Source organism: Chitinophaga eiseniae (assembly GCF_900167135.1).
GTDB lineage: Bacteria > Bacteroidota > Bacteroidia > Chitinophagales > Chitinophagaceae > Chitinophaga > Chitinophaga eiseniae.
The window spans coordinates 541952-566686 of sequence record NZ_FUWZ01000004.1 but is presented as its reverse complement, the minus strand read 5'-3'; the positions used below and the strand labels follow the sequence as shown (position 1 = coordinate 566686).

Sequence of the window (24735 nt, the reverse complement as noted above, 5' to 3'; positions counted from 1 at the left end):
AGTAAATGTTGATGGATACCGATTACAGTTCATGTACATCGTAAGCGGTATCGTTTTCCGCTGTCGTGGCCAGTGCCTGAATATAAGCTGCCAGCCGGGCGATGTCTTTGCATTCAAACAGCTTGCTGACAGAGAGGTGAACAGATAGTTTCCGCTTGAGATGGGCTACCACCCTTACTGCCAGCAGCGAGTCTCCTCCCAGCTCAAAGAAATCATCGTATATACCTACCTGTGGTACTTCCAGCAGCTCCTGCCAGATAGCGGCCAGATCTGCCTCCATCGTATCGCGCGGCGCCACAAACGTTCCTTTGTGCAGCGCATCCGGATCAGGTAAGGCGCGGCGGTCGATTTTGCCGCTGGCCGTTACCGGTAATTGTTCCATTGGTACCAGCAGTGCCGGCACCATGTATTCCGGTAGTTTTTCTTTCAGGTAACCGAGGATGCCTTCTTTATCGAAAGTCCCCTGCGGCACGATGTATCCTACCAGCCGTTTATTGTCGGCTCCGTCGGCCCTTGCCAGCACTACGGCTTCGCCGACCAGCTCACATTCCTGCAATACCGATTCAATTTCTCCCAGCTCTATGCGGAATCCGCGTATTTTCACCTGGTGGTCAATACGGCCGATGTACTCGATATTGCCATCCGGCAGCCAGCGGGCGGTGTCACCAGTGCGGTACAACCGGGCACCGGGGGTCGTGCTGAAAGGATGCGGAATAAATTTTTCTGAGGTAAGCGTTTCCCGGTGGAGATAACCGCGGGCCAGGCCGGCGCCGCCGATACACATCTCCCCGGCCACGCCGATGGGGCATAATGCACCGTAGCGATCAAGTATATATACTTCAACGTTAGCGACAGGCTTTCCGATGGTCACCACATTATCTTCCCGTATAGGCTGGTCCGTGAGCGTGGTACAAACGGTATTCTCCGTAGGGCCATATGCGTTAATCAAGCGGATACCCCTGCCTTGCAGGTACTTTCCGTCTTCCCTGTTCAGCGGCTCACCGGCAGACACGATAGTCTTCACCGGCCCTAATACATCTTTGATGATATGCTGGTATGAAGGTGGCAACGTTACCAGGTCTATCTGCTGTGTTTGTACCAGTTCCGCAAAGCTGTCGGCCGACAGCAGGTCTTCCTTACGTGGCAGTACGAGGATACCGCCACTCAGCAGCGTATTGAATATCTCATAGCAGGAAGCGTCAAAGCCGAAGGAGGCAAACTGAAGCGAGCGCATACCTGGTTTCAGCCACAAGGCGTCGCGCTGGCTGAGGGCCAGGTTAACCACGCCGCGGTGTTCCAGCATCACCCCTTTGGGCTTGCCGGTAGAGCCGGACGTATAAATCACGTAGGCCAGGTCTTCCGGCCGGGGTGGCCTCGCAGGCGCCGATACCGGATACCTGCTGATGGCATCGGCTTCCTCGTCGACCAGTACAATTGTGGCATCGGGATTGGCTGTACGCAGTTTTCCACTGCAGCTGTTACTGCTGACCATCACCTCCGCGCCTGTGTCGGACAACATATAGCTGATACGGTCCGCCGGGTAGTCCGGATCGATGGGCACGTAGGCGGCTCCGGCTTTCAGAATGCCCAGGATGCTAATGATCATTTCCAGCGAACGTTCGAGGCACACCGGCACCAGCGAACGATTTGTTACGCCCTTGCTGCGGAGGTAATGGGCCATCTGCGCAGCACGTTCGTCCAGTTCGCGATAGGTCAGACGCTGATCAGTGAAGATCAGCGCAGCAGCTTCCGGCTGCAAGTCTACCTGCAATTTCAGCTGATCAATGATGGTATTATTTAGCGGATAATCTACCGCTGTTGCATTAAACGTATGCAGGAGAGTTGTTTTCTCCGCCTCACTCAGCAGCACCATAGCGCCGATGCTGGCATCCGGCGTATCCACGGCGGCCTGCAGCAGCTGTTCGTAATGCCGGGCCATCCGCCGGACCGTATCTTCGTGGAAGAGGTCCGCGCAATACTCTACGCAGCCACGGAGCGCTCCCCCTACCTCTTCCATCGTGAAATTGAGGTCCACCTTGGAAGAAGTGTATGGAATATCTTCTATGGCAAATGCTACATCGCGGAGTTTTAATTCGGGAACTTCCGGAGCGTTCTGCAGTACAAAAGCGGCCTGGAATAGCGGCGTACGGCTCACGTCACGGTCTTTCACCACTGCATCCACGATCTTTTCAAAGGGCACTTCCTGATGGGCAAACGCGCCCAGCGTGGTCGTCTTCACCTGTTGCAGGAAAGTGGTGAATACCGGGTTATCACTCAGATCGGCGCGCAGCGCGATGGTGTTGATAAACAATCCAATCAGGCCTTCCGACTCGTGCTGTGTTCTGCCTGCCACAGGGCTGCCTACGCAGATATCATCCTGCCCGCTGTAACGGTGAAGCAGCACGTTGTAAGCCGCCAGCAGGGTCATAAAGAGGGTCACTCCTTCTTCGTGGCACAATGACCGCAGCTTGCTGGTCAGGTCAGCGTCGATCATGAACCAGTAGCGTGCGCCGCGGGTACTTTGCACCGCCGGACGGATAAAGTCCGTTGGCAGCTGCAATGGCGCCACATCTGTCAACTGGCCTTTCCAATAGCCCAGCTGTTGTTCCAGCACGTCGCCCGACAGGTAACTTCTTTGCCAGATGGCGTAATCCGCGTATTGCACCGGCAGTGTCTTTAGTTGCGGCATACGGCCTTCTACGCTGGCGGCATAGAGTTCCATCAGTTCATTCACCAGGATCGTGTTGGACCATCCGTCTGAAGCGATATGGTGCAATATCACCACCATTACATGTTCCTGTTCTGATAGCCGGATCAGGTGCACCCGCAGCATGTAATCGTGTTGCAGGTCGAACGGCTCCGCGACCAGCCTGGATATTTCCTCATGCAGTGCAGCCATGTTGTGCTGATAGTCCGGACGGCTAATCCTGTTCAGCCGCCAGTTACCGGCAGGCTTCACCTGTTGATATGCTTGTCCGTCTTCCTGCTCCATGACGGTGCGCAATACTTCGTGCCGGTCGACAATGGTCTGCAAAGCATTTTCCAGCACCGCAGGCTGCAGGCTGCCTTTCAGACGCAGCACCGCCGGTACATGGTAATGGACGCTGCCTTCCATCTGATCGATAAACCAGAACCGCTCCTGACCAAATGATAGTGGCACCTGTTTCGGCCTGTTTTGTTTCACGATTGCCGGCACAGTTGTATCGATGCGGTTATGATCAAGGCGGGCCGAGAGTGCTTTAACGGTGGGATAGTCGAACACGTCGCCAATCACCACTTCCGCTGTCAGTTCCTTACGGATGGCGGATATAAGGCGGATGGCCAGCAGTGAGTGGCCTCCCAGTGCAAAGAAATCATCCTGCAAACCTACCTGTTCGACTTCCAGCAACCGGCTCCAGATAGCGACCATCCTGGTTTCCGTTGGTGTGGACGGCGCCGTGTATTCGTCACCGGTAGTGAGCGTCACTTCCGGATCGGGTAACGCCCTACGGTCGATTTTCCCGTTCGGCAGCAGCGGGAACTGGTCCAGCACCAGCATAGCAGATGGATGCATATAGTCCGGCAGTTCCTGACGGACATAGACCGTTACGCCTTCCCTGTCAAATTCGCCGTCCGGTACCACATAGGCTACGAGGCGTTTTTCGCCGGAGGCATCTGTCTTTACCAGCACCACGGCCTGGCGCACGCTTTCAGCAGCCGCTATTACGGCAGCTATTTCTCCGGGTTCCACACGGTATCCCCTGATTTTGACCTGGTCGTCTATACGACCCAGGAAGAGGATATTGCCGTCCGGCAGATATTTCACCAGATCACCGGTACGGTATACCCGTTGGCCGGCGTCCGGGTGGAATGGGTTAGTGATAAATTTATGCGCTGTGAGCGCCGGCTGATGTAAATACCCTTTGGCTACACCGGCGCCGCCAATCAGCAGCTCTCCCGGTACGCCCGCAGGGCACAGTTTTCCGGCCGGGCTCACAATGCAGACATTCGTATTGGAGAAGGGTTTGCCGATCGGTACGGTCTTGCCGTACTCCCGCTCGGGACTTACCACGTGCAATAATTTTCCGATAGTCGTTTCCGTTGGGCCGTAGTGGTTCACCACCGTGCAGGTAGCTTTAGCCTCACGGAGACTGTCTATCACGCTGCTATCCAGCGCCTCGCCGCCAAATATCAGCAGTCGCTGAGGCAGTACCATCTCATCGCCGGAGCACAATGCCTTCCAGTGAGAAGGCACGATCTTGATAACATCCAGCGGATGACGGCGCAGATAACGGTTGATTTTCTCAGGGTCGTTGACCGTGTCTTTGGAAAAGAGATGCAGCGCCCCGCCAGTCAGCAGGGAACCGAATATCACCGTATTGCCCAGGTCCGTCGCAATGCTGGACAACAAGCCGAAAGTCCGGCAATCTTCCAGCGGCGTTACCGCCTTCAAACCATACGTATAGTCGACCAGGTTACGATGGGTTACCTGCACCCCTTTAGGCTGCCCGGTACTGCCGGAGGTGTAAATCACATAAGCTACGCTGTCCGGGGTAATGGCCATCTGTAAGCGGGACGCCGCCAGTATACTGAATTTCGCGGCGTTACCGTCTACGGCGATCACCTGCAGTGATGCCCGTTGCGGCAGTAAGTCCATGCAGGCATTGCTGCTGACAACGATGCGGGCGCCGGTATCTTTCAGCATATATTCAATGCGCTCAGCGGGGAACTCAGGATCAACAGGCACATACGCTGCCCCCGCTTTCAGAATGCCCAACAGACCCACTATCAGCTGCACGGAACGTTCTATGCACAACGGTACGAGCTCGCCAGGTTGCACCCCGAGGTTACGAAGGTACCGGGCCAATTGGTTGGACTGGTCTTCCAGTTGCCGCCAGGTAAGGCTATCACCTTCAAATACCACGGCTGTTTCCTGTTCAGCGCGGGTCGCCTGTGCTTCCAGCAGACTGACAACGGTGGCGTCCTGTGGATAGTCGACAGCAGAAGCTTGCAGCAGCTGTGTTTTTTCAGCTGGCGTCAGCGGTTCGATGTCTGCCAGTATTGCCGCCTGATGTGTGATGATTTGTTCCAGTGTCTGACGGAAGTGACCGGCCATCATCCGGACAGCGTGTGTCGGCAGCAGGTCGCTGTTATAGGCAAACAACAACGTCGTCTCCGAAGCAATGCCGATGATGATGGTCAACGGATAGTTGGTATGCGGATGTATCTCTACATTCCTGATCTTCAGTGCCCAGTCGCGGGCTTCCAGCACTTCATTGACCGGATAGTTCTGGAAAGTAAGGGAGCTGTCGAAGAGGTCGCCGTTCACCCCCGTCCATCGCTGCACGTCGTTCAGACTGGCGTACTGGAAGTCGCGGCTTTTCAGCTGTTCTGCTTGTATAGCCTGCAACCATGACACAATTTGCTGCTGCCCATCCACCTGCGTATGCAGCGGCAGGGTGTTGATATACAGCCCTACCCGCTGTTCCACACCGGGCAGATCGTCCGGCCGACCGGAGACGGTCACCCCATAGGAGATTTCGTCACGGCTGGTGTAGCGATGTAACAGGTACGCCCATACGCCTTCCATCAGCGTACTGGTGGTGATATGATGTTGCTGGGTAAAAGCAGTCAGTTGCTGTGTGAAAGCGATATCAAGTGTAAGCAGGTGCTCCAGGTAAACACCACTGCCTTTGGTCCTCGTCACGGCTGCATCAATAAACGGCAGTAAGGTACCTTCTGTCGCGCCTTGCAGGTACCGGGACCAGAAATCCTCCAGTTGTGCTTTGTCCTGTTTCTCCTGATAACGGATATAATCTTCGAAGTGGTCCACTGTCACCGCAGGCAGTTCTTTACCGGTCACCAGCAGCTCATAGGTATTGAGCAGGCTGTCTACCAGCACAGGCAATGACCAGCCATCCAGCAGCATGTGATGCGATGTCCACAACATGCGGTAGTTATTGTCCTGCAGCCGCACCAATGCCAGGCGCGTAAGCGGCGCTTCGCGGAAATCAAATCCCTGTCGCAGATCCTCTGCCTTAAAGCCGGCAAAAGCTTCCTCCTGTGCCGTTTTGTCCAGGTGTGTATAGTCGAAGATCGTCACCGGTATTTCCACTTGTTCATATACACACTGTACAGGGATGGTAAATTCATCATAATAAAATCCGGTACGCAGGATAGTATATTGTTGCAACAGCCTGTTCCAGCTTTGTATAAAGGCATGGGGATGCAATTGTTCCAGATCGCACACGAACTGTTCAATATAGGTGCCTCCTTCACCATCATACAGGCTATGAAAAAGCATACCTTCCTGTAGTCCGCTCAGGCGGTACAGGCCCGACACCTGCCTGCGTCTGCTCACACCTTTGTAAGGTGCATCCAGGAAGCGGTCCAGTTCCTCCCAGCTGATCTCCTGTCCCAGACCGTAATCGGCAGGTGTAACGTTTGTTTCCTGCTGCGCCACGCAGTGCAGGATGAGTGTTTCCAACTGCGACAGGTAGTCTGCCGTCAGTTGTGTGATAGTAGCAGCCTTGTAATGCAACCGGCTATACTTCCATTGCACCACCAGTTCACCATCCTGTACGATACAGTCCACGCCCATTTTTTCATGAACGCGCAGTACCGGAGACATGCCGGCGCCGGTGGATTCATTGGTAAGCCCCAGGTAGCTGCCTGGTTGCATCAGGTTATCTACCTGGCCGAGATAGTTGAAAATGATATCCCATGGATGGGTACCTTGCAGTGAAGCTGCTTTATTAATATACCGGAGCACGCCATAGCCAATACCTTTGTCGGTTACCTTTCGGAGGCTTTCCTTTACTGACTTCAGCAACGCGGCCGGCCCTGCATCTGCCGCAGCGGGCAGGAATACGGGGTACAACGATGTGCACCAACCGACAGTACGACTGGTATCTGTGCCAGCAGCGATATCTTCGCGGCCATGGCCTTCGAGACCGATGACAGTACCGGCAGTGCCGCTCCAGGACGATAAAGTGCGGGTTAATGCGGCCAGCAACAGATCATTCACTTCTGTCCGATACGCTTGTGATGTGCGTTGCAGTAGTTGTTGCGTTAAGCCGGCATTCAGCCGTACTTCCATGGTACGTATATCCGATGCTGTTATATAATCCCCGTTATTGGTGTCTGCAGGCAACGGGTGGTAGTGTTGAGCGGTTTGTTCCCAGAAAGGCAGTTGGGTTTGCAGGCGTCCGGATTGCCCGTAGCTGGCCAGCGCCTGCTGCCATTGACGGTATGAAGTGCCTTTCGGCATTGTCAATGCTCCGGGCCCTTCCGTCAGCAGCAGTTCGAGGTCTTCGAGCAGGATACGCCATGACACCCCGTCTACCGCCAGGTGGTGGACCACCACCAGCAGGCGGTTATTTGCTTCTGTTGCAGGCGTACGTATGAACACCGTCCTGATGAGGATACCGTTTTCAAGGCTCAGGGAAGCATGATAATGATCTCCCAATTGCTCCATACGGCTTGCCAGTTGACCTGCCGGTGTTTCCTGCAGGTCTTCCACGGCCAGCATACCGCTGTAGTTACCATACGTCTGTGTCCATTCTTTCCCATCGTAGCGGTACCTGAAGCGGAGGCTGTCATGGGTAGCCAGCAGCTGTTGCACGGCGGCAGCCAGGGTATCGGTATCCACCTGTTTGCTGACTGTCAGCAACAGGCTCTGGTTGAAATAAGGAGCGTCAGGGCCGGCGGTTTCCAGATACCACTGCTGAATGGGCAGCAGACCGCTGTCTCCTGTGAGCAGGCCCTGCTCACCTGTCAGCACCGACTTACTGCGTGACTGCAGTTCAGCTGCCAGCGCTGCGATGTGCTGATAAGTAAAGATATCACGGGGCTGGAACTCCAGTCCGGCCCTTCTGGCACGGCTGACCACCTGTATGGTGATGATGGAATCGCCACCGGACTCAAAGAAATTATCGTAAATGCCTATACGTGGCAGGTTGAGTAACTGTTGCCAGATATCGGCGAGGATACGTTCTGTTTCATTACGCGGTGCCGCGTGGGCGCCTGTTGCCACAGCGGTAAAATCCGGATCAGGCAATGCTTTGCGGTTTGTTTTTCCGCTGGCCGTGAGTGGAATCGCTTCCAGCGGTATTGTTATGGCGGGCACCATATATTCCGGAAGCCGTTCCCTGAGCGCAGCGACGATCGCCTCTTTGTCGAAGGCAGCTGCCGGCACCACGTAGGCGACCAGCCGTTTATGACCGTTTGCGTCTTCCTTCGCCACTACAGCGGCATCGTTGACCAGCTGGGTGTCCAGCAGGGCATTTTCTATCTCTCCCGGTTCCACACGGAAACCACGGATCTTCACCTGATCGTCTATACGACCGAGGTATTCGATATTGCCATCCGGCAGCCAGCGGCACAGGTCACCGGTACGGTACATAGTGGCTCCTGCTGTGTGACTGAAAAGATCAACCACAAATTTTTCAGCGGTGAGGTCTGACCGGTTCAGGTAGCCCCGCGCCACCTGTATGCCGCCGATATGCAGTTCACCGGCAATGCCAGGGGGCAACAGATGTCCCGTCTTATCGACGATATGAAGCTGCGTATTGGCCACAGGTTTACCTATCGGCACTATATCAATATGACCGGGCGTGGCGGGGGCATGCCAGCAGGTTACTTCAATGGCAGCCTCCGTAGGCCCGTAAAGGTTATACAGGTCCACATGCGGCAGCTTGTCCCTTACTGCCATCACTTGTTGCGGTTTCAGCGCTTCGCCGCTGCACAGCACCCGCTGTAGTGACGGGCATGCGCCACTATCGATATTCTCCAGGAACACATTCAACAACGAAGGCACAAAATGAATAGTGGTAATACCGTAGCGCCGGATGGCCTCCTGCAGGTAATCAGCGTCTTTCTGGCCTTCCGGTTTGGCAAATACCAGTCTGGCTCCCGTTGTCAATGGCCAGAACAGCTCCCATACAGACACGTCAAAACTGAAGGTCGTCTTTTGCAACACCGCATCTTCCGGCAGCAGGCCAAAATAATCCTGCGCCCACAGCAGGCGGTTCACCACACCTTTATGCTCGTTCATCACACCTTTAGGGGTACCGGTGGAGCCGGAGGTATAAATCACATAAGCGAGGTTCTCCGGCGCAATTGCCACTTCCGGCGCTTTCACAGCGTAAGCATTGATAAGCGGCCAGTCGGTGTCCAGCTTTACCACCGTAACACCTACAGGCACCAGCGCCGCTGTGCGGCTGTCGCCCAGCACCACGGTGGCATGCGTATCCTTCAGCATATAGTGGACACGCTCTTCCGGATACCCCGGATCTATGGGAACATAAGCACCACCGGCACGCAGCACTCCCAGGATGGCCACTATCATATTGATGGATCGCTCCAGCAAAACAGGTACTAACGTTTCACCGCCAACGCCTTTCTCCCGCAGGTAACCGGCCAGTTGTGCGGACCGCTCGTCCAGCTGCCGGTAGGTCAGTGTTTCGTTTTCAAAAACAACGGCAGTCAATGCAGGGGTGCGGCTCGCCTGTTCGGTAAAAAGGCTTACCAGCGTATTGCCGGCAGGATAACTTTCTGCGGTATCATTAAAAGTATGCAGTTGCTGGTATTCTTCACTGGTCAGCCACTCCAGCTCACGCACCAGTATATTGCCGGACGACATCACCTGCAACAGCACCTGTTCGAAATGCGCGGCCATCGCTTTCATATAGTCAGGCAACAGGAGATCTGAATTGTAATTGAAACGGATACTGATCTCCTCCCCTGCTTCCACGATAATATCCAGCGGATAGTTCGTGTGTTCATGAACGGAGGCGTTGTCTATCCGCAGGCGCCAGTGGCTGGCCCCCAGCGCTTTGCCCACCGGATAATTTTCAAACACCAGCAGGCTGTCAAACAAATCACCCGCAATGCCTGCCCCACGTTGAATGGTGTCCAGACCAGTATACTGAAACTCCCGGCTTTCCAGCTGGGATGCCTGTATTTCCTGCAGCCATGCAACAACGCGGCTGTTTTCCTGCACAACGGTATGAAGCGGCAAGGTATTGATGTATAAGCCGACCCGCTGTTCCACGCCCGACAGATCTTCCGGGCGGCCGGACACGGTAACGCCGTACGTCACTTCACTCCGGCCGGTATAGCGGGATAACAGGTACGCCCATACGCCTTGCATAACAGTATTGACGGTAATCCTTTGCTGCTGTGCAAAATGAGTCAATGCAGCAGCGTTGTCTTTATCCAGCAGCACAGCTACCGACTTGTAAATGCCGGCACCTTTGGTTCGTTCTGCCGCAGCAGGAATGAAGGGCAGCAACGTGCCTTCATCAGTATCTTTCAGGTAACCCTGCCAGTAAGCGGCAGCCTGCCCTTTGTCCAGGCGCTCCACATAATGGATATAGTCGCTGTAATGGTCTTTTTCGTATAGTCCTTCCAGTTGACCGGCAGACAGATTTTCGTAAGTTCTTAACAGGTTTTCTATTATTACCGCGAGTGACCAGCCGTCGAACAGGATGTGATGGAACGTCCATAACATCCGGTATCGTTTGTCCTGCAGCCGTACCAACGTTATACGCATTAAGGGCGCCTCCCTGAAATCGATACCGCGCTGCAGGTCCGCCGCCTCATAGTCCTTCAGTGCCTGCTGTTGAGCCGACGGGTCCAGGTGACGATAGTCGAGCAGTTCAAACGGCATTTCCGCGTGCTGATAGGCACATTGCAGCGGTACGCTGAACTCGTCGTAATAGAAACCGGTGCGTAACACGCTATAGCGATTCAGCAGATGGTTCCAGCTCTGTTGCAGCACTGCGATGTCCGGATCATCCAGGTCACATCCCAGCTGCTCGATGTAGGCCGCATTATTCTTGTCATACAGCCCGTGGAAGAGCATCCCTTCCTGGAGACCGCTAAGCCGGTAAATTCCTTCCACCTGCCCTTGCCGGGGCACGCCTCTGAAATCGGCGGCCATAAAGGCATCCAGTTCTGCAATGCTGACAACGCCTCCCAGTCCGAAATCAGACGGCGTGAAAACAGTTTTCTGTTTGGACACGCAATGAGCGATCAGGTCTTCCAGCCGGGTGAGATAAAGCGCAGCTAACGCCGCGATGTCGGCCGCATCAAAATGCAACGCGCTGTAACTCCAGTCCAGTATCAGTTCTCCATTTTGAATGACACCATTGACCGCTATTTTTTCATGCACGGGATAATCCGGCGCCATTCCCTGGCCGGGTAATTCCTGCGCGTGGCGAACAGGTCCGGCTTCATTTACCAGGCGGTCTGCCTGTCCCAGGTAGTTGAACACGATGTCCCACGGGTGGCTTCCCTGCAAGGCAGGTATTTTGTTCAGATATTTCAATACTCCGAAGCCAATGCCCTTGTCAGGCACCTGCCGGAGCTGTTCTTTGATGGATTTGAGGATATCGCCTGTTTCAGCCAGGCCAGCCACCTCCGGCAGTACCGGGTACAGGCTGGTGAACCAACCTACGGTGCGACTGGTGTCTATGCCTTTAGCGATATCTTCCCGCCCATGGCCTTCCAGGCCGATGACCACCTGTTGCCCATCGTTCCACGTCGTCAGTGTTTGTGTCAACGCGCATAACAGCACGTCGTTGATCTCCGTGTGATAAGCGCCTGGCACGTCCTGCAACAAAGCAGTCGTTTTCGAAGCATCCAGCCGTACCTGCAGTTGATGCAGGTCCTTCATCGTGATATGCTTTGTTTCGCTTCGTTGTTTTTTCAGTGGCTGGTAACGGCTGGCTATTTTTTCCCAATAGGCAGGCTGGCTTGTCAGCTGCACCTGGTGGCCATAGCTGACCAACGCGTGCTGCCATTGGCGCACGGAAGCACTTTTGGCGCCCAGTATCTCCTCTGCCGTTTTATTGTCTTTATTTTTCAGCAACAGCTCCAGGTCTTCCAGTATGATCCTCCACGACACGCCGTCTATTGACAGGTGATGGACGGCCAGCAGCAGCTGGTTATGCGCCGTTGCCGAAGGCGTTAGCAACAGCGTGGCGTGTAATAGCCGGCCGGCGGTAATATCCAACCCCGTATGGGCTGCGTTGGCATATGACAATACCTGTTCCTGCAAGGCGGCCGGTGCGATCGCGCGCAGGTCCGCCACTTCCAGTTCACCTTCAGCATAGCCATAGGATTGTGTCCAGCCGGCGGTATTTTGTTTGTAGGTGAAACGCAATGCGTCATGGTAGCGGACCAGCGCGGCTATTGCGGTGGCTACCGCTTCCGGCGTAATACTCTTGTCTACCGCAATCTGCAATCCCTGATTATAATGGGACACGGTAGGCGCCTTGCTGTCAAAATACCAGTGCTGGATGGGCAGCAAGCCGCTGTCGCCGGTGAGTTGTCCCTGTTCGCCGGTATGTGCCGACTCCTGACCGGCGCCTGCTACAGCAGCAAGGCTGCCGATGGTCTGATGCAGGAAGAGGTCCCGCGGGTGCAGGTGATACCCGGCACGGCGGGCGCGGCTTACCACCTGTATGGTGATAATGGAGTCTCCCCCCAGTTCAAAGAAATTATCGTATATCCCTATCCGTTCCACACCCAGCAGGTCTTTCCAGATCAGGGCCAGCGCACGTTCCGTTTCAGTACGTGGCGCGACGTACTCATTCGTCAGCGTAGCCCCCGCATCCGCGTCGGGCAGCGCTTTTTTATCCACTTTCCCGTTACGTGTCAGGGGAAGTTTGTCCAGTTCCACGAGGATGGCCGGTACCATGTAGTCCGGCAGCCTGTCTTTTAAAAATGCCAGGATGGCCGCTTTGTCATACGTGCCGTTAGGTACGACATAACCTACCAGGCGTTTGTTTCCTTTGTTGTCTGCTTTCGCCAGTACAACAGCCTGGCTCACCAGTTCACATTTGGTCATGACACTTTCTATCTCTCCCAGCTCTATGCGGAAGCCACGGATTTTCACCTGATCGTCTATACGGCCCAGGTATTCCAGCGAGCCGTCCGGCAGCCAGCGGCCGAGGTCACCGGTGCGGTACATCCGTGCGCCGGCCGTTTTGCTGAATGGATCGGCCACAAACCGGGTTTCGGTAAGCTCAGGGCGATGGAGATACCCTCTCGCCAGCCCGGCGCCGCCTACATGCAGCTCGCCGGCTACGCCCGCCGGCACCAGTCCGCCGTACGGGTCAAGGATATAAAGGCTCAGCGTGGGAATAGGCACGCCGATCACGCTGCTGCTTTCTGCATGATGCAACCCGATAGGCTGATAAGTAACGTGCACCGTTGTTTCCGTGATACCGTACATATTGACCAGCCGGCAGTTTGGGTATGTCTGCAGCCAGGGCTGCACTTTACCGGGATTCAACGCTTCGCCGCCAAAGATGACGTACCGTACCGGTACGGTATCGGCCGCACCGGTCAGATAATCCTGTAATACATAAAAAGCAGAAGGCGTCTGGTTCAGAATCGTCACTTTTTCCCGTAGCAGTAATTCGCCGAAGGCGATAGCATCCTGCGCTACCGGCTTAGGCACTATGACCAGGCGGCCGCCATAAAACAGGGCGCCGTACATCTCCCAGACGGAGAAGTCGAAGCAGAAAGAATGAAACATCGTCCATACGTCAGTGCCGTTAAAATCATATAACGGCGCGTCGGTCTCAAACAGCCGCACTACGTTGCGATGCTCAATGAGCACGCCTTTGGGGTTACCGGTGGAACCGGAAGTATAAATCACGTAAGCGAGGTTAGCGGGCTGCAGTTGTGTGACCGGCGGCGCCGTTTTGTATGCTGCAGGTGTACGTAACTTCTTGTCGACGGCCACCAGCACGATATCTTTGCGATTGGTTTTTAGTTTGTCTTTACAGCTGCTGCTGGTAACGATCACCGTGGCGGCCGTATCTTCCAGCATAAAACGGATGCGCTCCTCCGGGTAGTCGGGGTCTATGGGCACGTAGGCGCCGCCAGCCTTCAGGATCGCCAGGATGCCGACGATCATGTCCGGTGACCGTTCAATGCATATCGGCACCAACGTATCTTCCTGTACTCCTTTTTCGCGCAGATGGTGCGCCAGCCTGTTGGAACGTTCATGCAGTTCCCGGTAGGTCAGCGTGTCATTTTCCAGCGATACGGCTACGGCATCGGGCGTACGAAGCGCCTGCTCCATCAGCAGGTCTACAATGGTTTTTTCTTTAGGATAACCAACAGCCGCGCCGTTGAAGGCTTCCAGCAGTTGTTCGCGCTCTCCTCTGGCCAGCATCGGCAAGCTGCCTATCTTTTCGTCCGGTGTCAGTACCACACTACGCAACAGCTGTTCAAAATGTTGCCACAGGCGGACGATCGTCTGCCGGTCAAACAGATCGGTGCAGTATTCTACGTCTACATCAATGCCGTGCCTGTTTTCTATAGCGGAAAAACTCAGATCAAATTGTGCCGTGGTATGTTCGATGACTTCCTCCTGAATAGATACGCTACCCAGGCTGACAGCCGGAATATCGGGCATATTTTGCAGGCCGAAGACCACCTGGAACAGCGGTGTTCTGCTGAGGTCCCTGCTGGTCACCACAGCGTCTACTATTTTTTCAAAGGGTATTTCCTGGTGATCGTAGGCAGCCAGCGTCGTTTCTTTTACCTGTTGCAGCAATGCGGTAAAGGTAGGGTTATTACCCAGATCACTGCGCAACGCCAGTGTATTGACGAAGAAGCCGATCAGCCCCTCTACTTCCTGTTGTATCCTGCCGGCCACAGGGCTGCCCACGCAGATGTCCTCCTGACCGCTGTAACGGTGCAACAGTACCTTAAACGCTGCGAGCAACGTCATAAAGAGTGTGGCATCTTCCTGTTGGGCGAGCTGCTTCAGCTGCTCCCGGAGGATATGGTCTATTTTGAAAGAAACCAGGCTACCGCGTCTGCGCTGTACCGCCGGTCGTGTCCGGTCGGTAGGCAGGTTCAGCGGCGCCACGTTTTCCAGCTGTTGTTTCCAGTACCCCATCCGGGCGTCCAGCACGTCGGGTGTCAGCCAGTTGCGCTGCCATACGGCAAAGTCCGCGTATTGCAGATCAAGCTCCGCCAACGCCGCCGGACTGTCATCTGAAAAAGCTTCATAAAAAGCGGCCAGTTCATTGACCAGTATGGAAACAGACCAGCCGTCGGAGGCAATGTGATGCATTACCACGACCAGTATATATTCTTCGTGAGCGCCTTCCATCAGGTGCGCGCGCAGCATATGATCTTCTGACAGGTTGAACGGCTGGTTGATCACCGAAAGGATATGTTCATGCAGGGTAGTCGTTGCCGTTAGCCGGAAGTCCCACTGCGACACGTTCATCTCCCATCTGTTCTTATCCATTACCTGCTGATAGGCCGTACCATTTTTCTCCCGGATAACAGTGCGTAATACCTCATGGCGGTTTACCAGCGCCTGCAGCGCTTTCGTCAGCGCCGCTTTATTCAACGCGCCTTTCAGCCGCAGTGCCACCGGCATGTGATAGGCCAGCGATCCTTCCAGTTCGTCGATGAACCACAAACGTTCCTGGCTAAACGACAGTGGTATCTGCAACGGACGCCTGCCGGTCAGTACCGGCGGTAACAGGCTGCTTTTGTCCTGTTGATCGAGGTAGGCCGCCAGCTGTCCGATGGTTGGGTATAGGAAAAAATCCCTGACTGTCAGCTCTGCCCCCAGCGCCTTCCTGATGGCGGAAACCGCGCGGGTAGCGAGCAGCGAGTGACCTCCTGATTCGAAGAAATTATCCTTTACGCCGATAGCGTCCACCCGCAGCAGGTCAGCCCATACGGCAGCCAGTTGCAGTTCTGTAGCAGTCACCGGCGCCTGATAGTTGATCGTGCTCTTACGTTGCATGTCTTCCCGTTCACACAGGAAGCGACGATCTGTTTTACCGTTGTTGGTGAGCGGTAGTTGTTGCAGAGCCACAAAGTCGCCCGGGATCATATATTCCGGTAACAGCCGGGCCATGGTATCCCGGATATCCCGTTGTATCAATGCGCAGATATCAGCGAACAGCGGAATACTTGTTTTGGGCACAGCGGTGGCAACATTGCCTGCCGCGGGTCTTTCGATAATGCCGTCAAAAGGATGCAACCCCAGTATCAGGTCAACCTTCAGCGGATCGTCATTCAGCAGTAAACGGATATGATAACCTTTGTTTTTTGCCAAACGGATAAAGTCCTGAACTATCACGGTGTCCGGATCGGGCTGCGTACTAAAGGCTGCCAGCTCCCTGACCGTATCCACCGCCTTACTTCTCAATGCCTGGTCCTGCAACCGTTCTTTCCATAAACGGGGATTGGGCACATCTTTTAGGGCAATAAGTTCCTTGCCCTCCAACAGCTCCAGCTGCACACTTTTTTTGTCGTCCAGCGTGTCCCACGACTGCCAGCCGGTACGCAGCACGTTTTTCTCTCGTCCGACGTGCAGGATGACCGTATAACGGTAAAGGCTCAACTCATTGCTGTAGTCAGCATCTTTCCACTGAATACTGACATGGGTGATCCCGGGGAAAACGGTAGCCAGCTGGTAGAAATATGCGGGGGAGAAACAAAGTTCTTCTTCCTTCAGTACTTCCTGTTCCACCTGCCAGTTGAAATCGCGGATGAGGGTTTTATCCTGTAGTGCTCCGAGTTGCAACCGGCGTTTGAAAGCAGGCAGCAAGCGCAGATCACGGACATCGCCAATGATAATGGTGCCGTTGCCTTTGAGCAGCGACATGCATTTGGCGAGGACATCGGTCATGTATTGTTCACCCGGAAAATATTGTATGATGGAATTGAGAATAATGGTATCAATGGTTTCTGTGTCATCGATCGTCACATCATGTGCAGCACATAACTTCAGGGTGGTTTCGGGGTAAACACGTTCTTTTTTATCGATCCTTCGCTGCATCTGGGCCATGGACACGCTCGAGAAATCGGTACCGATATAACGATCAATGTGGCCTGCCAGCTGATAGTAGATCAGGCCCGTGCCGCTGCCGATTTCGAGTACTCGTTTGGGTGATTCCGCCAGGATAACGCCGGTGATGTCCTGCAGCCATTGTGCCATCAGTTCAGGCGGTATGGCTTCACCCGTAAAGCTGTCATTCCAGCCGGTAATGTTAAACTCTTCGTCGAGGTCGGGTATTTCTTCTGCTTTTGTGTAGGCTGTTTCATACAGCTCTTTCCAGGTCTCTACCTGCTGCAGGCAGAGCTCCGCCTCTTTCCGGCGTACCTCCTGCAAATCCGGCACATAGTAGCCTACCAGCCTTTTTTCGCCGGGTGTTTGTTGTTTTACCACTACTGCGCCGGCAGCTACCTGCTCCAGGGCATTGAGCACTTTTTCAATTTCTCCCGGTTCAATGCGGTAGCCGCGTATCTTTACCTGGTCGTCTATACGGCCGAGATATTCCACCGTGCCGTCTGACAGCCAGCGGGCACGGTCGCCCGTGCGGTACAGCCTTGCACCCGGCTCTCTGCTGAACGGGTCGGGCACGAATTTTTCAGCGGTAAGCTCCGGCTGATGAAGGTAACCCGCCGAAACACCGGCGCCCCCTACGTACAGTTCCCCGGCCACGCCGATGGGGGCAGGTTGCCCCCAGGCGTCGAGCACATAGGCCGTACGATTGCCCAAAGGCCGGCCGATGGGAATACTTCTGCCACGGACAATGGTATCGATCGGGTAAGTCAGCGAAAAAGTAGTGTTCTCCGTAGGGCCATAACCGTTGATCACCGTTGTTTGAGGCCATGCCGCCCGGAAGCGGCGGATATGATCTTCCGACAGTTTTTCTCCACCCACCATCACCACAGAGAGCCCCTCGAACAAATGAATATCATCATCCACCAGCTGATTAAACCAGCTGGCTGTAAACCACATGATGTTGACCTTTCTGTTGCGGATCTCTTCACGCAACAGCCGGTTATCCAAAAAAAGATGCTGCGGGCACATTACAAGCTGGCCGCCATTGAGCAGCATCCCCCAGTATTCGATGGTAGTAGCATCAAAGGAGGGCGAGCCGGTCGACAACAGCACACTGTCCGGCCCCAGTGGCACAAAATCGCCCCCGGTAGCGAGGCTCACCACATTACGATGGGTTACCAGCGTTCCTTTGGGCTTACCCGTAGAACCGGAAGTATACATTACATAAGCAACAGCATCGGCAGAAAGAGGGACCTGCACCGGTATTGCCGGCAGCGTTTCCAGTACGGAAGCTACCTGATCGATGCATAGCAACGCCGCATCCGGAGCCGCTTCCAGCAGCAGCGTTTGATAGTCACGGCTGGTGAGTATCCTGCTGGCTCCGGTGTCTTCCAGCATAAAGCGAATGCGTTCTTTCGGGTATTCAGGATCGATAGGTACGTATACGCCTCCTGCCTTCAGGATCCCGAGTATGCTGACAATCAGCGCTGTGGAACGATCGAGGCATACCGGTACGAACATGCCCGGACGCACGCCCAGGGTCTTCAGGTATTGCGCCAGCTGATTGGTGCGCTCTTCCAGCATCTTATAGGTCAGCTGCTCACTGCCGAAGGACAGCGCGATAGCCGCCGGCGTCTTTTGCGCCTGCAGATCGAACAGCGCTGTAATACTTTGCCCGGCAGGATATGACACCGCGGTATGATTGAACGTATGTATCACCTTTTCTTTCTCAGCGGCGGGCAACATATCAAAACTCCCTATCGCAGCAGCGGGATTGTCCACCACACTGCGCAACAGTTGCAGGTAATGGGTGACCATCCGCTGCATCGTATCTTCGCTGAACAGGTCCACACAATATTCCAGCTCTACCTGGATGCCTTCCGGCTTTTCCAGCAGCGACCAGAACTGATCGAACTGGCTGGTGATGTGTTTCACCGGTTCACGGGTGACGGTCGCTTCCCCCAGTGTCAACGCCGGCATTGGCGGTTCGTTGTCCAGCACAAAAATCACCTGGAAGAGCGGATTTTTGCTGATATCTCTTTCACCGCCCATCATCTCCACTACTTTTTCAAAGGGTGCGTCCTGATGTTCATATACATCGAGCATGGTACTTCTCACGCGGTCGAGCACCGTTGAAAACGTGGGGTTACCACTCAGGTCTGTTCTCAGCGCCAGTGTATTGACAAAAAAACCGATAAGTTCTTCCACTTCCATTTGCGTCCTGCCGGCGATCGCGCCGCCCACACACACGTCTTCCACGCCGCTGTAACGGTATAGCAGCACTTTAAATGCAGCCAGCAGCGTCATGTACAGCGTGGCGTTCCGATCGCGGGACAGTTGCCTTACCCGGCCGGTAAGCGCCTCATCGATCATGAAAGTGATCATAGCGCCACGGGTGCTTTTCAGAATGCCGCGATCACCATCTGTCGGCAGTTCCAGCAAAGTCGTACCCGCCAGTTTCTTTCGCCAGTGGGCCAGCTGTCTGTCCAGGAAAATACCCTGCTGGTATTTACGTTGCCACAGCGCATAATCGGCGTACTGTATGGCCGGCGGCGGCAGCGTGTCTGTATGGCCGCCGGCGTAAATACCATATAGCTTCTGCAGCTCATCGAACAGCACGGCCATGGACCATCCATCTGCCGCGATGTGGTGAAGCACGATCACCAGCATATGTTCATCTGCCGACAGTTTAATAAGATGCGCCCGGAAGGTGTGGTCCCGGGCGAGATCGAAAGGAATATTAAATAAGGTGATGATATAGGCCTGTAGCTGCACCGCGTCGTCATGATAACGTTCATCATCTGTGAAGCCCATATGCCAACGGTCTTTCTCCAGCACATGCTGATAGGGACGGCCTTCTTCCTGTAAGATGACCGTACGCAGTATTTCATGGCGGTTCACGATCGCCTGGAACGTGCGCTCCAGCGAGGCGGTATCCAGCCGGCCGCTGATCCTGAAAGCACCTTTCATATGATACTGCACGCTTCCCTGCAACTGGTCGATAAACCAGAGGCGTTCCTGGCTGAATGACAGCGGAACATGGCCATCGAAGATGCCTGCCAGCGGTGTGATGACATTGGTATACTCCTCTTCCGCGTCCTGTTGTTTCAGGTATTCGACCAGGTGTACCTTATGCTGTCTTAATTTGGTAAGGAACGACGGATCAATCTCCCTGTCATCCGGAATATTCAGTAACAGGTTATCGTCTTCGAAGGATATTGTGACTCCACTTTCAGTAGCCTGTTGCAACAGGGCTAGAATATCGTTAACATTTAAACTGGGCATTGTGCTAGGATTTAATAAGTTTCACATCTCACCTGTCGATGGCGGTTAACCATACGGCGGCGGCCCGCCCTGCTTCACCAGGCCGGCGTTGCGGCTGACAGCCCGCTAAGAAATAGTGCTGCTGTTTTAAGCGACGGTGGCAGACTGCAGTTTATGCGCCAGTTGCGCTGCCCACTCCGGATTATAGATCGTGTCCAGATAGGAATGGCCTTTATCCGGGAAGACGAGCAATGAATTCGGGGGTTTGGGGAAGGACTGCTGACGGAAATAATTTTTAGCGGCGAGATACACGGCGCCGGAAGAAGCACCTGCAAAAATCACCTGCTCATTGAGCAATTCGAGACATCCTTTCACGATGTCTGTCTGCGATAGGATCACTACATCATCTATGAGGGCGTTTTCGATGATAGGTGGTACCTGGCTGGCGCCGATACCGGAGATATATCTTTTCACCGGCGGTGCGTTGAAAATCACAGAGCCTTCCACGTCCACGCCCACGATTTTAATATCAGGGCGCTCTGCTTTTATACTGCTGGAGATGCCTGTGATGGCGCCGCTCGAGCTCACCGCCACAAACACATAATCGATGGGTTCCGGACAGGCCAGAATTTCTTTTGTCAGGCCATAATAACCTTTGTAATTATTGGGATCACCGTATTGGTCGGCAATAAAAGAATTTTCGATGGTGGTATGCAGCCGGTTGACCGTGTCTATACGGGTGAGCAGGTATCCGCCGGTATGATCACGTTCTGTGATCTTCACCACTTTGTAAGATAGGATATTCAGCAGCGCTTCATAAGCGCTGTTGATATTCGGATCGATCACCGGGATAAACTTCAGGTCCAGCATTTTACAGATGGAAGCCACGGCAATAGCGAGGTTACCGGAACTGGAAGCGATAATGGTGGTATCTTCGTTGATATGACCGGCTTTTATACCGTTGTAGATAATGCTATAACCGGCGCGGTCTTTGGAGCTGCCGGAGAAATTGTTGTACTCCAGTTTAGCCCACAAAGGGGTGTTGGTATTCCGGAGGGATATGAGGGGGGTGTTGCCGATAAAAGCGGACAACTTTTCAAGCTGCTGTAGCATATTTGCATTTTTATGGTAAAAAACCGGGGGTATACCTGCATCCGGGGAGGATGCAGGTAGCAGATGAGTTGGCGAATGATAATGGTGTTCAGGGAAGAAAAAGGAGCGTCATCAACAAACAATCAGAAAGGGCCGGCATTACTGTTCTTCCGCCACCAATGCTTCTTTCCTGTTGTACAGGAGCTCTTTTTCTCCATACAGACGTTCAGCAATGATACCTTTCGCTTCACATTCTTTCACCAGTTTGTTGGACTGGATGATCGGGTTGGATTCGTCGGTATACACGATGCTGCTGATAAACTCCAGCCACGGTTCCATCCCCATGGCGTATACGTAGGCTTCTTTGGGGTGGAAGATATTTACCAGCGCCATGCCTTTAGGGCAGTCGGAACCGGCGAGCCTGCGGCTGCTGTCCTGATCACGGGTGATTTTTTTGGTCAGCAGCGGGCCGTACAGCCATGTAAGGGGGGCGCCGTCGCACTCCATGCCGAGGAACAGTACGTCCACGTCCCCAGTCTGTTTATGAATAAGTTTGTAAAGGGCAGATTCCACGATCCTGGAGTCAGCGAGGAACAACAGTTTGAAACCGCTGATCTGTACCAGGAAACAGGATTTGGTGAGGATGCTCATATCGCAGTGTTCTCCTGTGAAGGGCAGACCGGTGATGGTGGTATCCACAAACTCGATGGTTTCCATAGGGTCTACCGCCACTACGTTGTTAAAGCCGATGTTATTAAACATCAGTTTCAGGTCCGGGTCTTCCAGTCTGCCACTGCAGGTACGCGGTACGATCAGGTTTCTGATTTTATGACGCAGGGGCAACAGGGTTTCGAACAGGATGTGGTCCTGGTGGTTATGCGTAATCAGCACATAGTCGATTACATCCGGCAGGTCTGCATCGGAGAAGTGGTCGATACTGCTTTCATAGCCATAGTAGCTGATCAGCGGATCAACGAGGATACTTACGTCTTTTGTTTCCACGAGAATGCAGGCATGCCCGAAGTAACGCATACGGATCTTGTCACCGGTATATCGTTTATAGGCTGGTGGCGGTGTTTCCGTAAAGAAGGTATCGAACAACGTTTCCTGTTCGGGTGTGATGCCGAAAATAGTTTTGATTTCCGACAGGGAGCGTGCTGTCCGCTTCATACGGCTGATAGCGTCGATGCCGGGGTGATCGAAGGGAATATTGAGATGCAGCACATCCGCTTCATCCAGCCTCGGGGTACTGAGACAGAAAGGGCGGTGGTCGTTATTGGTGATCCACAGGGCGATGCTCTGTGCTTCTTTATTATAGAATTCACTCTTATACAGGAGCGATTCGAAAAAACGGTAGTCTGCATTATTGTTGCGGTCGTAACACAGTTCCACATATCCTTTGAGGATTTCCGGCACTTTTTCGTACAGGGGTTCCAGTCCGAACCCTTTAGCTTCCGCGGCCAGAATTTTGTCCAGCTCCTTGCAGGCTTTCGCGAATTCGATGGTACGGTGCTGGCGTTTCAGGATATCTTCTTTCAGGGCGCTCACCTCCTCTACCCTTCCGCCGTTGAAGTCCATAAAGGGACCACCTTTCATTTTTGGATTCAGCACGGCTTCCGCGTGGATGGCGGGGTCGTCGAGATACGAATCCATGATGGTAAGGTGACGTCCGATGGTATTCATGGCTGCAGTCGCCGGGGACACCAGGTGACTCCAGGCATACCACCGGTCATACAATGGTTCCAGCACTACGTTGGGCTTGAGGTATACTTTTTTGTCGCTCATAATTGATATGATTTGTGATGTACAAGTAATTTTTTGGCGATGATGCTGACGATCTCGTAGGGGTATTTGAAGATAAAAAAGTGATGGCCGGGCATACGGCGGAAGTCAACAGGCTTACGGGTCTCCTGCTGCCAGAGGCGGATGTCTTCGTGTTTCATATCTTCTCTCGTCCCGGTGATAACGGTAACGGGTATATCCAGTGGTTCATGACGGATATGGGCATAATTTTCCGATACTTTAAAGTCGGCCCGCAGGATGGGTTCTATAAAATCCAGCAGTTCGTCGTTTTGCAGTATTTCATCGGGGCTTCCGTTCAGGTTACGGACTTCTTCGATAAAAGATTTTTTGTCCAGCAGGTGTCTTTTTTTCTCTGTTCTTGACAGGGCAGCCGGGCCGGAGGTACCGGTGATAAAAAGATGCAGCGGCAGCATACGGCCTTCTTCCCTGATTTTGCGGGCCAGGAGATAACAAAGCAGTCCCCCCATGCTGTGTCCGTAGATGGCGTAGGGCGCCTTGTCTATTTTGTGCTCTACCTGCTGATAGAGATCATTCACCAGCTGCCGTATATCTTCTTTCAGGGGTTCACTCATCCGCGTACCTCTGCCGGGATATTCCAGCGGAATAAGGTTCAGGAAAGATGGCAGGTGTTCTTCATACAGCCGGTAGGAGTACTTGCTACCTCCGGCAAAGGGCAGACAGAAAAGATTGATTTTCTCCATATGTCAAAGTTTCCACGTTGTCAAAAAATCGGGCATAGGAATCCCCGTCCGGGACCGGGGAGTCCGGTATCTGAACTATAAAGGAATGACGGCGACAGTCACCTGTATTACACAGCTGATGTCTGTTTATTCCTGCATCATATCAGGGAAATTACAGGCTGACGAGGGCCTGTGCAGCAGAGGGGAGCCGTCCTGCTGAAAATGAAAACGAGCCAGGGTTTCCATGCAGACCATGTTGACTATAACGATGGCCGGCCGCTTACACAGCAATTGAATCGAGGTATTCTCCAGATACGGCCACCAGAATATTCTTCTGCAGCATATTCACCCTTACCAGGAATTTCCGTTCGCCTTTCACCTCCACTACTTCACAGACGAGGCCGCATAGTATTCCATCTTTGATCATCAATTGTTTACCGGGCTGAAAATAATCATCCGACACTTCGATATCGATATGACTCGTCTGTTGGGTAACCAGCCGGATACTATGAATCACGTCTTCTTTCACCTTTACTACCTCCTTTCCTGTCTTTACATAATATAACACAGCTTCCAGGCTTAGCACCCTGTAGTAGGTTTCCAGGTCCTCCAGATAAACAAAGAGGTAAGAAGGAAATAATGGAGCGTCGATGTATTTTTTCCGGTCTTTCCACGCGCGTAAAATTCTGGCAGTAGGCAAAAAGTTGACAATATTCAAAGTTGACAAAAAAGCGGCAACTTTTTTTTCGTGACGGGGCTTGGTATACACCACATACCAGCCATTTACGGAAATGCTCATTGAGGGTATTTTCTAAAGGATACTAATAAAGCGATAGGCTTTCCTTTCAGATATAGTGTCACGTGCCCTTTCCTGAAACAATGTCATTCAGTTCCGGACATAGCTGTCGCTAGCGTGAATCCAGATCTTTCACATTACGTAAAAAATAAAATAGCTGTTTAAACGACGTAATAAGTTAACATACAACACCACCTTGGATGTCTCAGAATTTTCCGGATAGTATTAGTTTGTGTTTAATCCCTTGTCTCAGTTTAACATTTAAGGAAAATTTGATT

5 protein-coding genes are annotated in these 24735 nt (G+C 53.5%); all 5 read right to left on the bottom strand.

Translation table 11 applies throughout. The annotated features are described in order from the left end of the window. Positions 1 to 22: 22 nt before the first annotated feature. Positions 23 to 20107, bottom strand: a complete 20085-nt coding sequence (locus B5D63_RS25640) for a non-ribosomal peptide synthetase (RefSeq protein WP_078671709.1) — start codon at positions 20105 to 20107, stop codon at positions 23 to 25. A 126-nt stretch (positions 20108 to 20233) separates the two neighbouring features. After that, on the bottom strand, positions 20234 to 21199 hold the full coding sequence (locus tag B5D63_RS25635; protein WP_078671708.1) for a pyridoxal-phosphate dependent enzyme: 966 nt from the start codon (positions 21197 to 21199) through the stop codon (positions 20234 to 20236). Between the two features lie 138 nt (positions 21200 to 21337). After that, positions 21338 to 22963: an MBL fold metallo-hydrolase gene (locus B5D63_RS25630; RefSeq protein WP_078671707.1), complete on the bottom strand. Its 1626-nt coding sequence runs from the start codon at positions 22961 to 22963 to the stop codon at positions 21338 to 21340. Further along, on the bottom strand, positions 22960 to 23682 hold the full coding sequence (locus tag B5D63_RS25625; protein ID WP_078671706.1) for a thioesterase II family protein: 723 nt from the start codon (positions 23680 to 23682) through the stop codon (positions 22960 to 22962). Before B5D63_RS25625 ends, B5D63_RS25630 begins: the two co-directional genes overlap by 4 nt. Positions 23683 to 23941: 259 nt before the next feature. Beyond that, positions 23942 to 24460 carry a UpxY family transcription antiterminator gene (locus B5D63_RS25620; protein ID WP_078671705.1) on the bottom strand — a complete coding sequence of 173 codons (519 nt, stop codon included), beginning with the start codon at positions 24458 to 24460 and terminating at the stop codon, positions 23942 to 23944. Positions 24461 to 24735: the final 275 nt, after the last annotated feature.

What these genes read in the sequence shown, in the direction of transcription:
- B5D63_RS25640 (WP_078671709.1), bottom strand. Translation starts at nt 20,107, where the DNA reads ATGCCCAGTTTAAATGTTAACGATATTCTAGCCCTGTTGCAACAGGCT.
- B5D63_RS25620 (WP_078671705.1), bottom strand. Translation starts at nt 24,460, where the DNA reads ATGAGCATTTCCGTAAATGGCTGGTATGTGGTGTATACCAAGCCCCGT.
- B5D63_RS25635 (WP_078671708.1), bottom strand. Translation starts at nt 21,199, where the DNA reads ATGCTACAGCAGCTTGAAAAGTTGTCCGCTTTTATCGGCAACACCCCC.
- B5D63_RS25630 (WP_078671707.1), bottom strand. Translation starts at nt 22,963, where the DNA reads ATGAGCGACAAAAAAGTATACCTCAAGCCCAACGTAGTGCTGGAACCA.
- B5D63_RS25625 (WP_078671706.1), bottom strand. Translation starts at nt 23,682, where the DNA reads ATGGAGAAAATCAATCTTTTCTGTCTGCCCTTTGCCGGAGGTAGCAAG.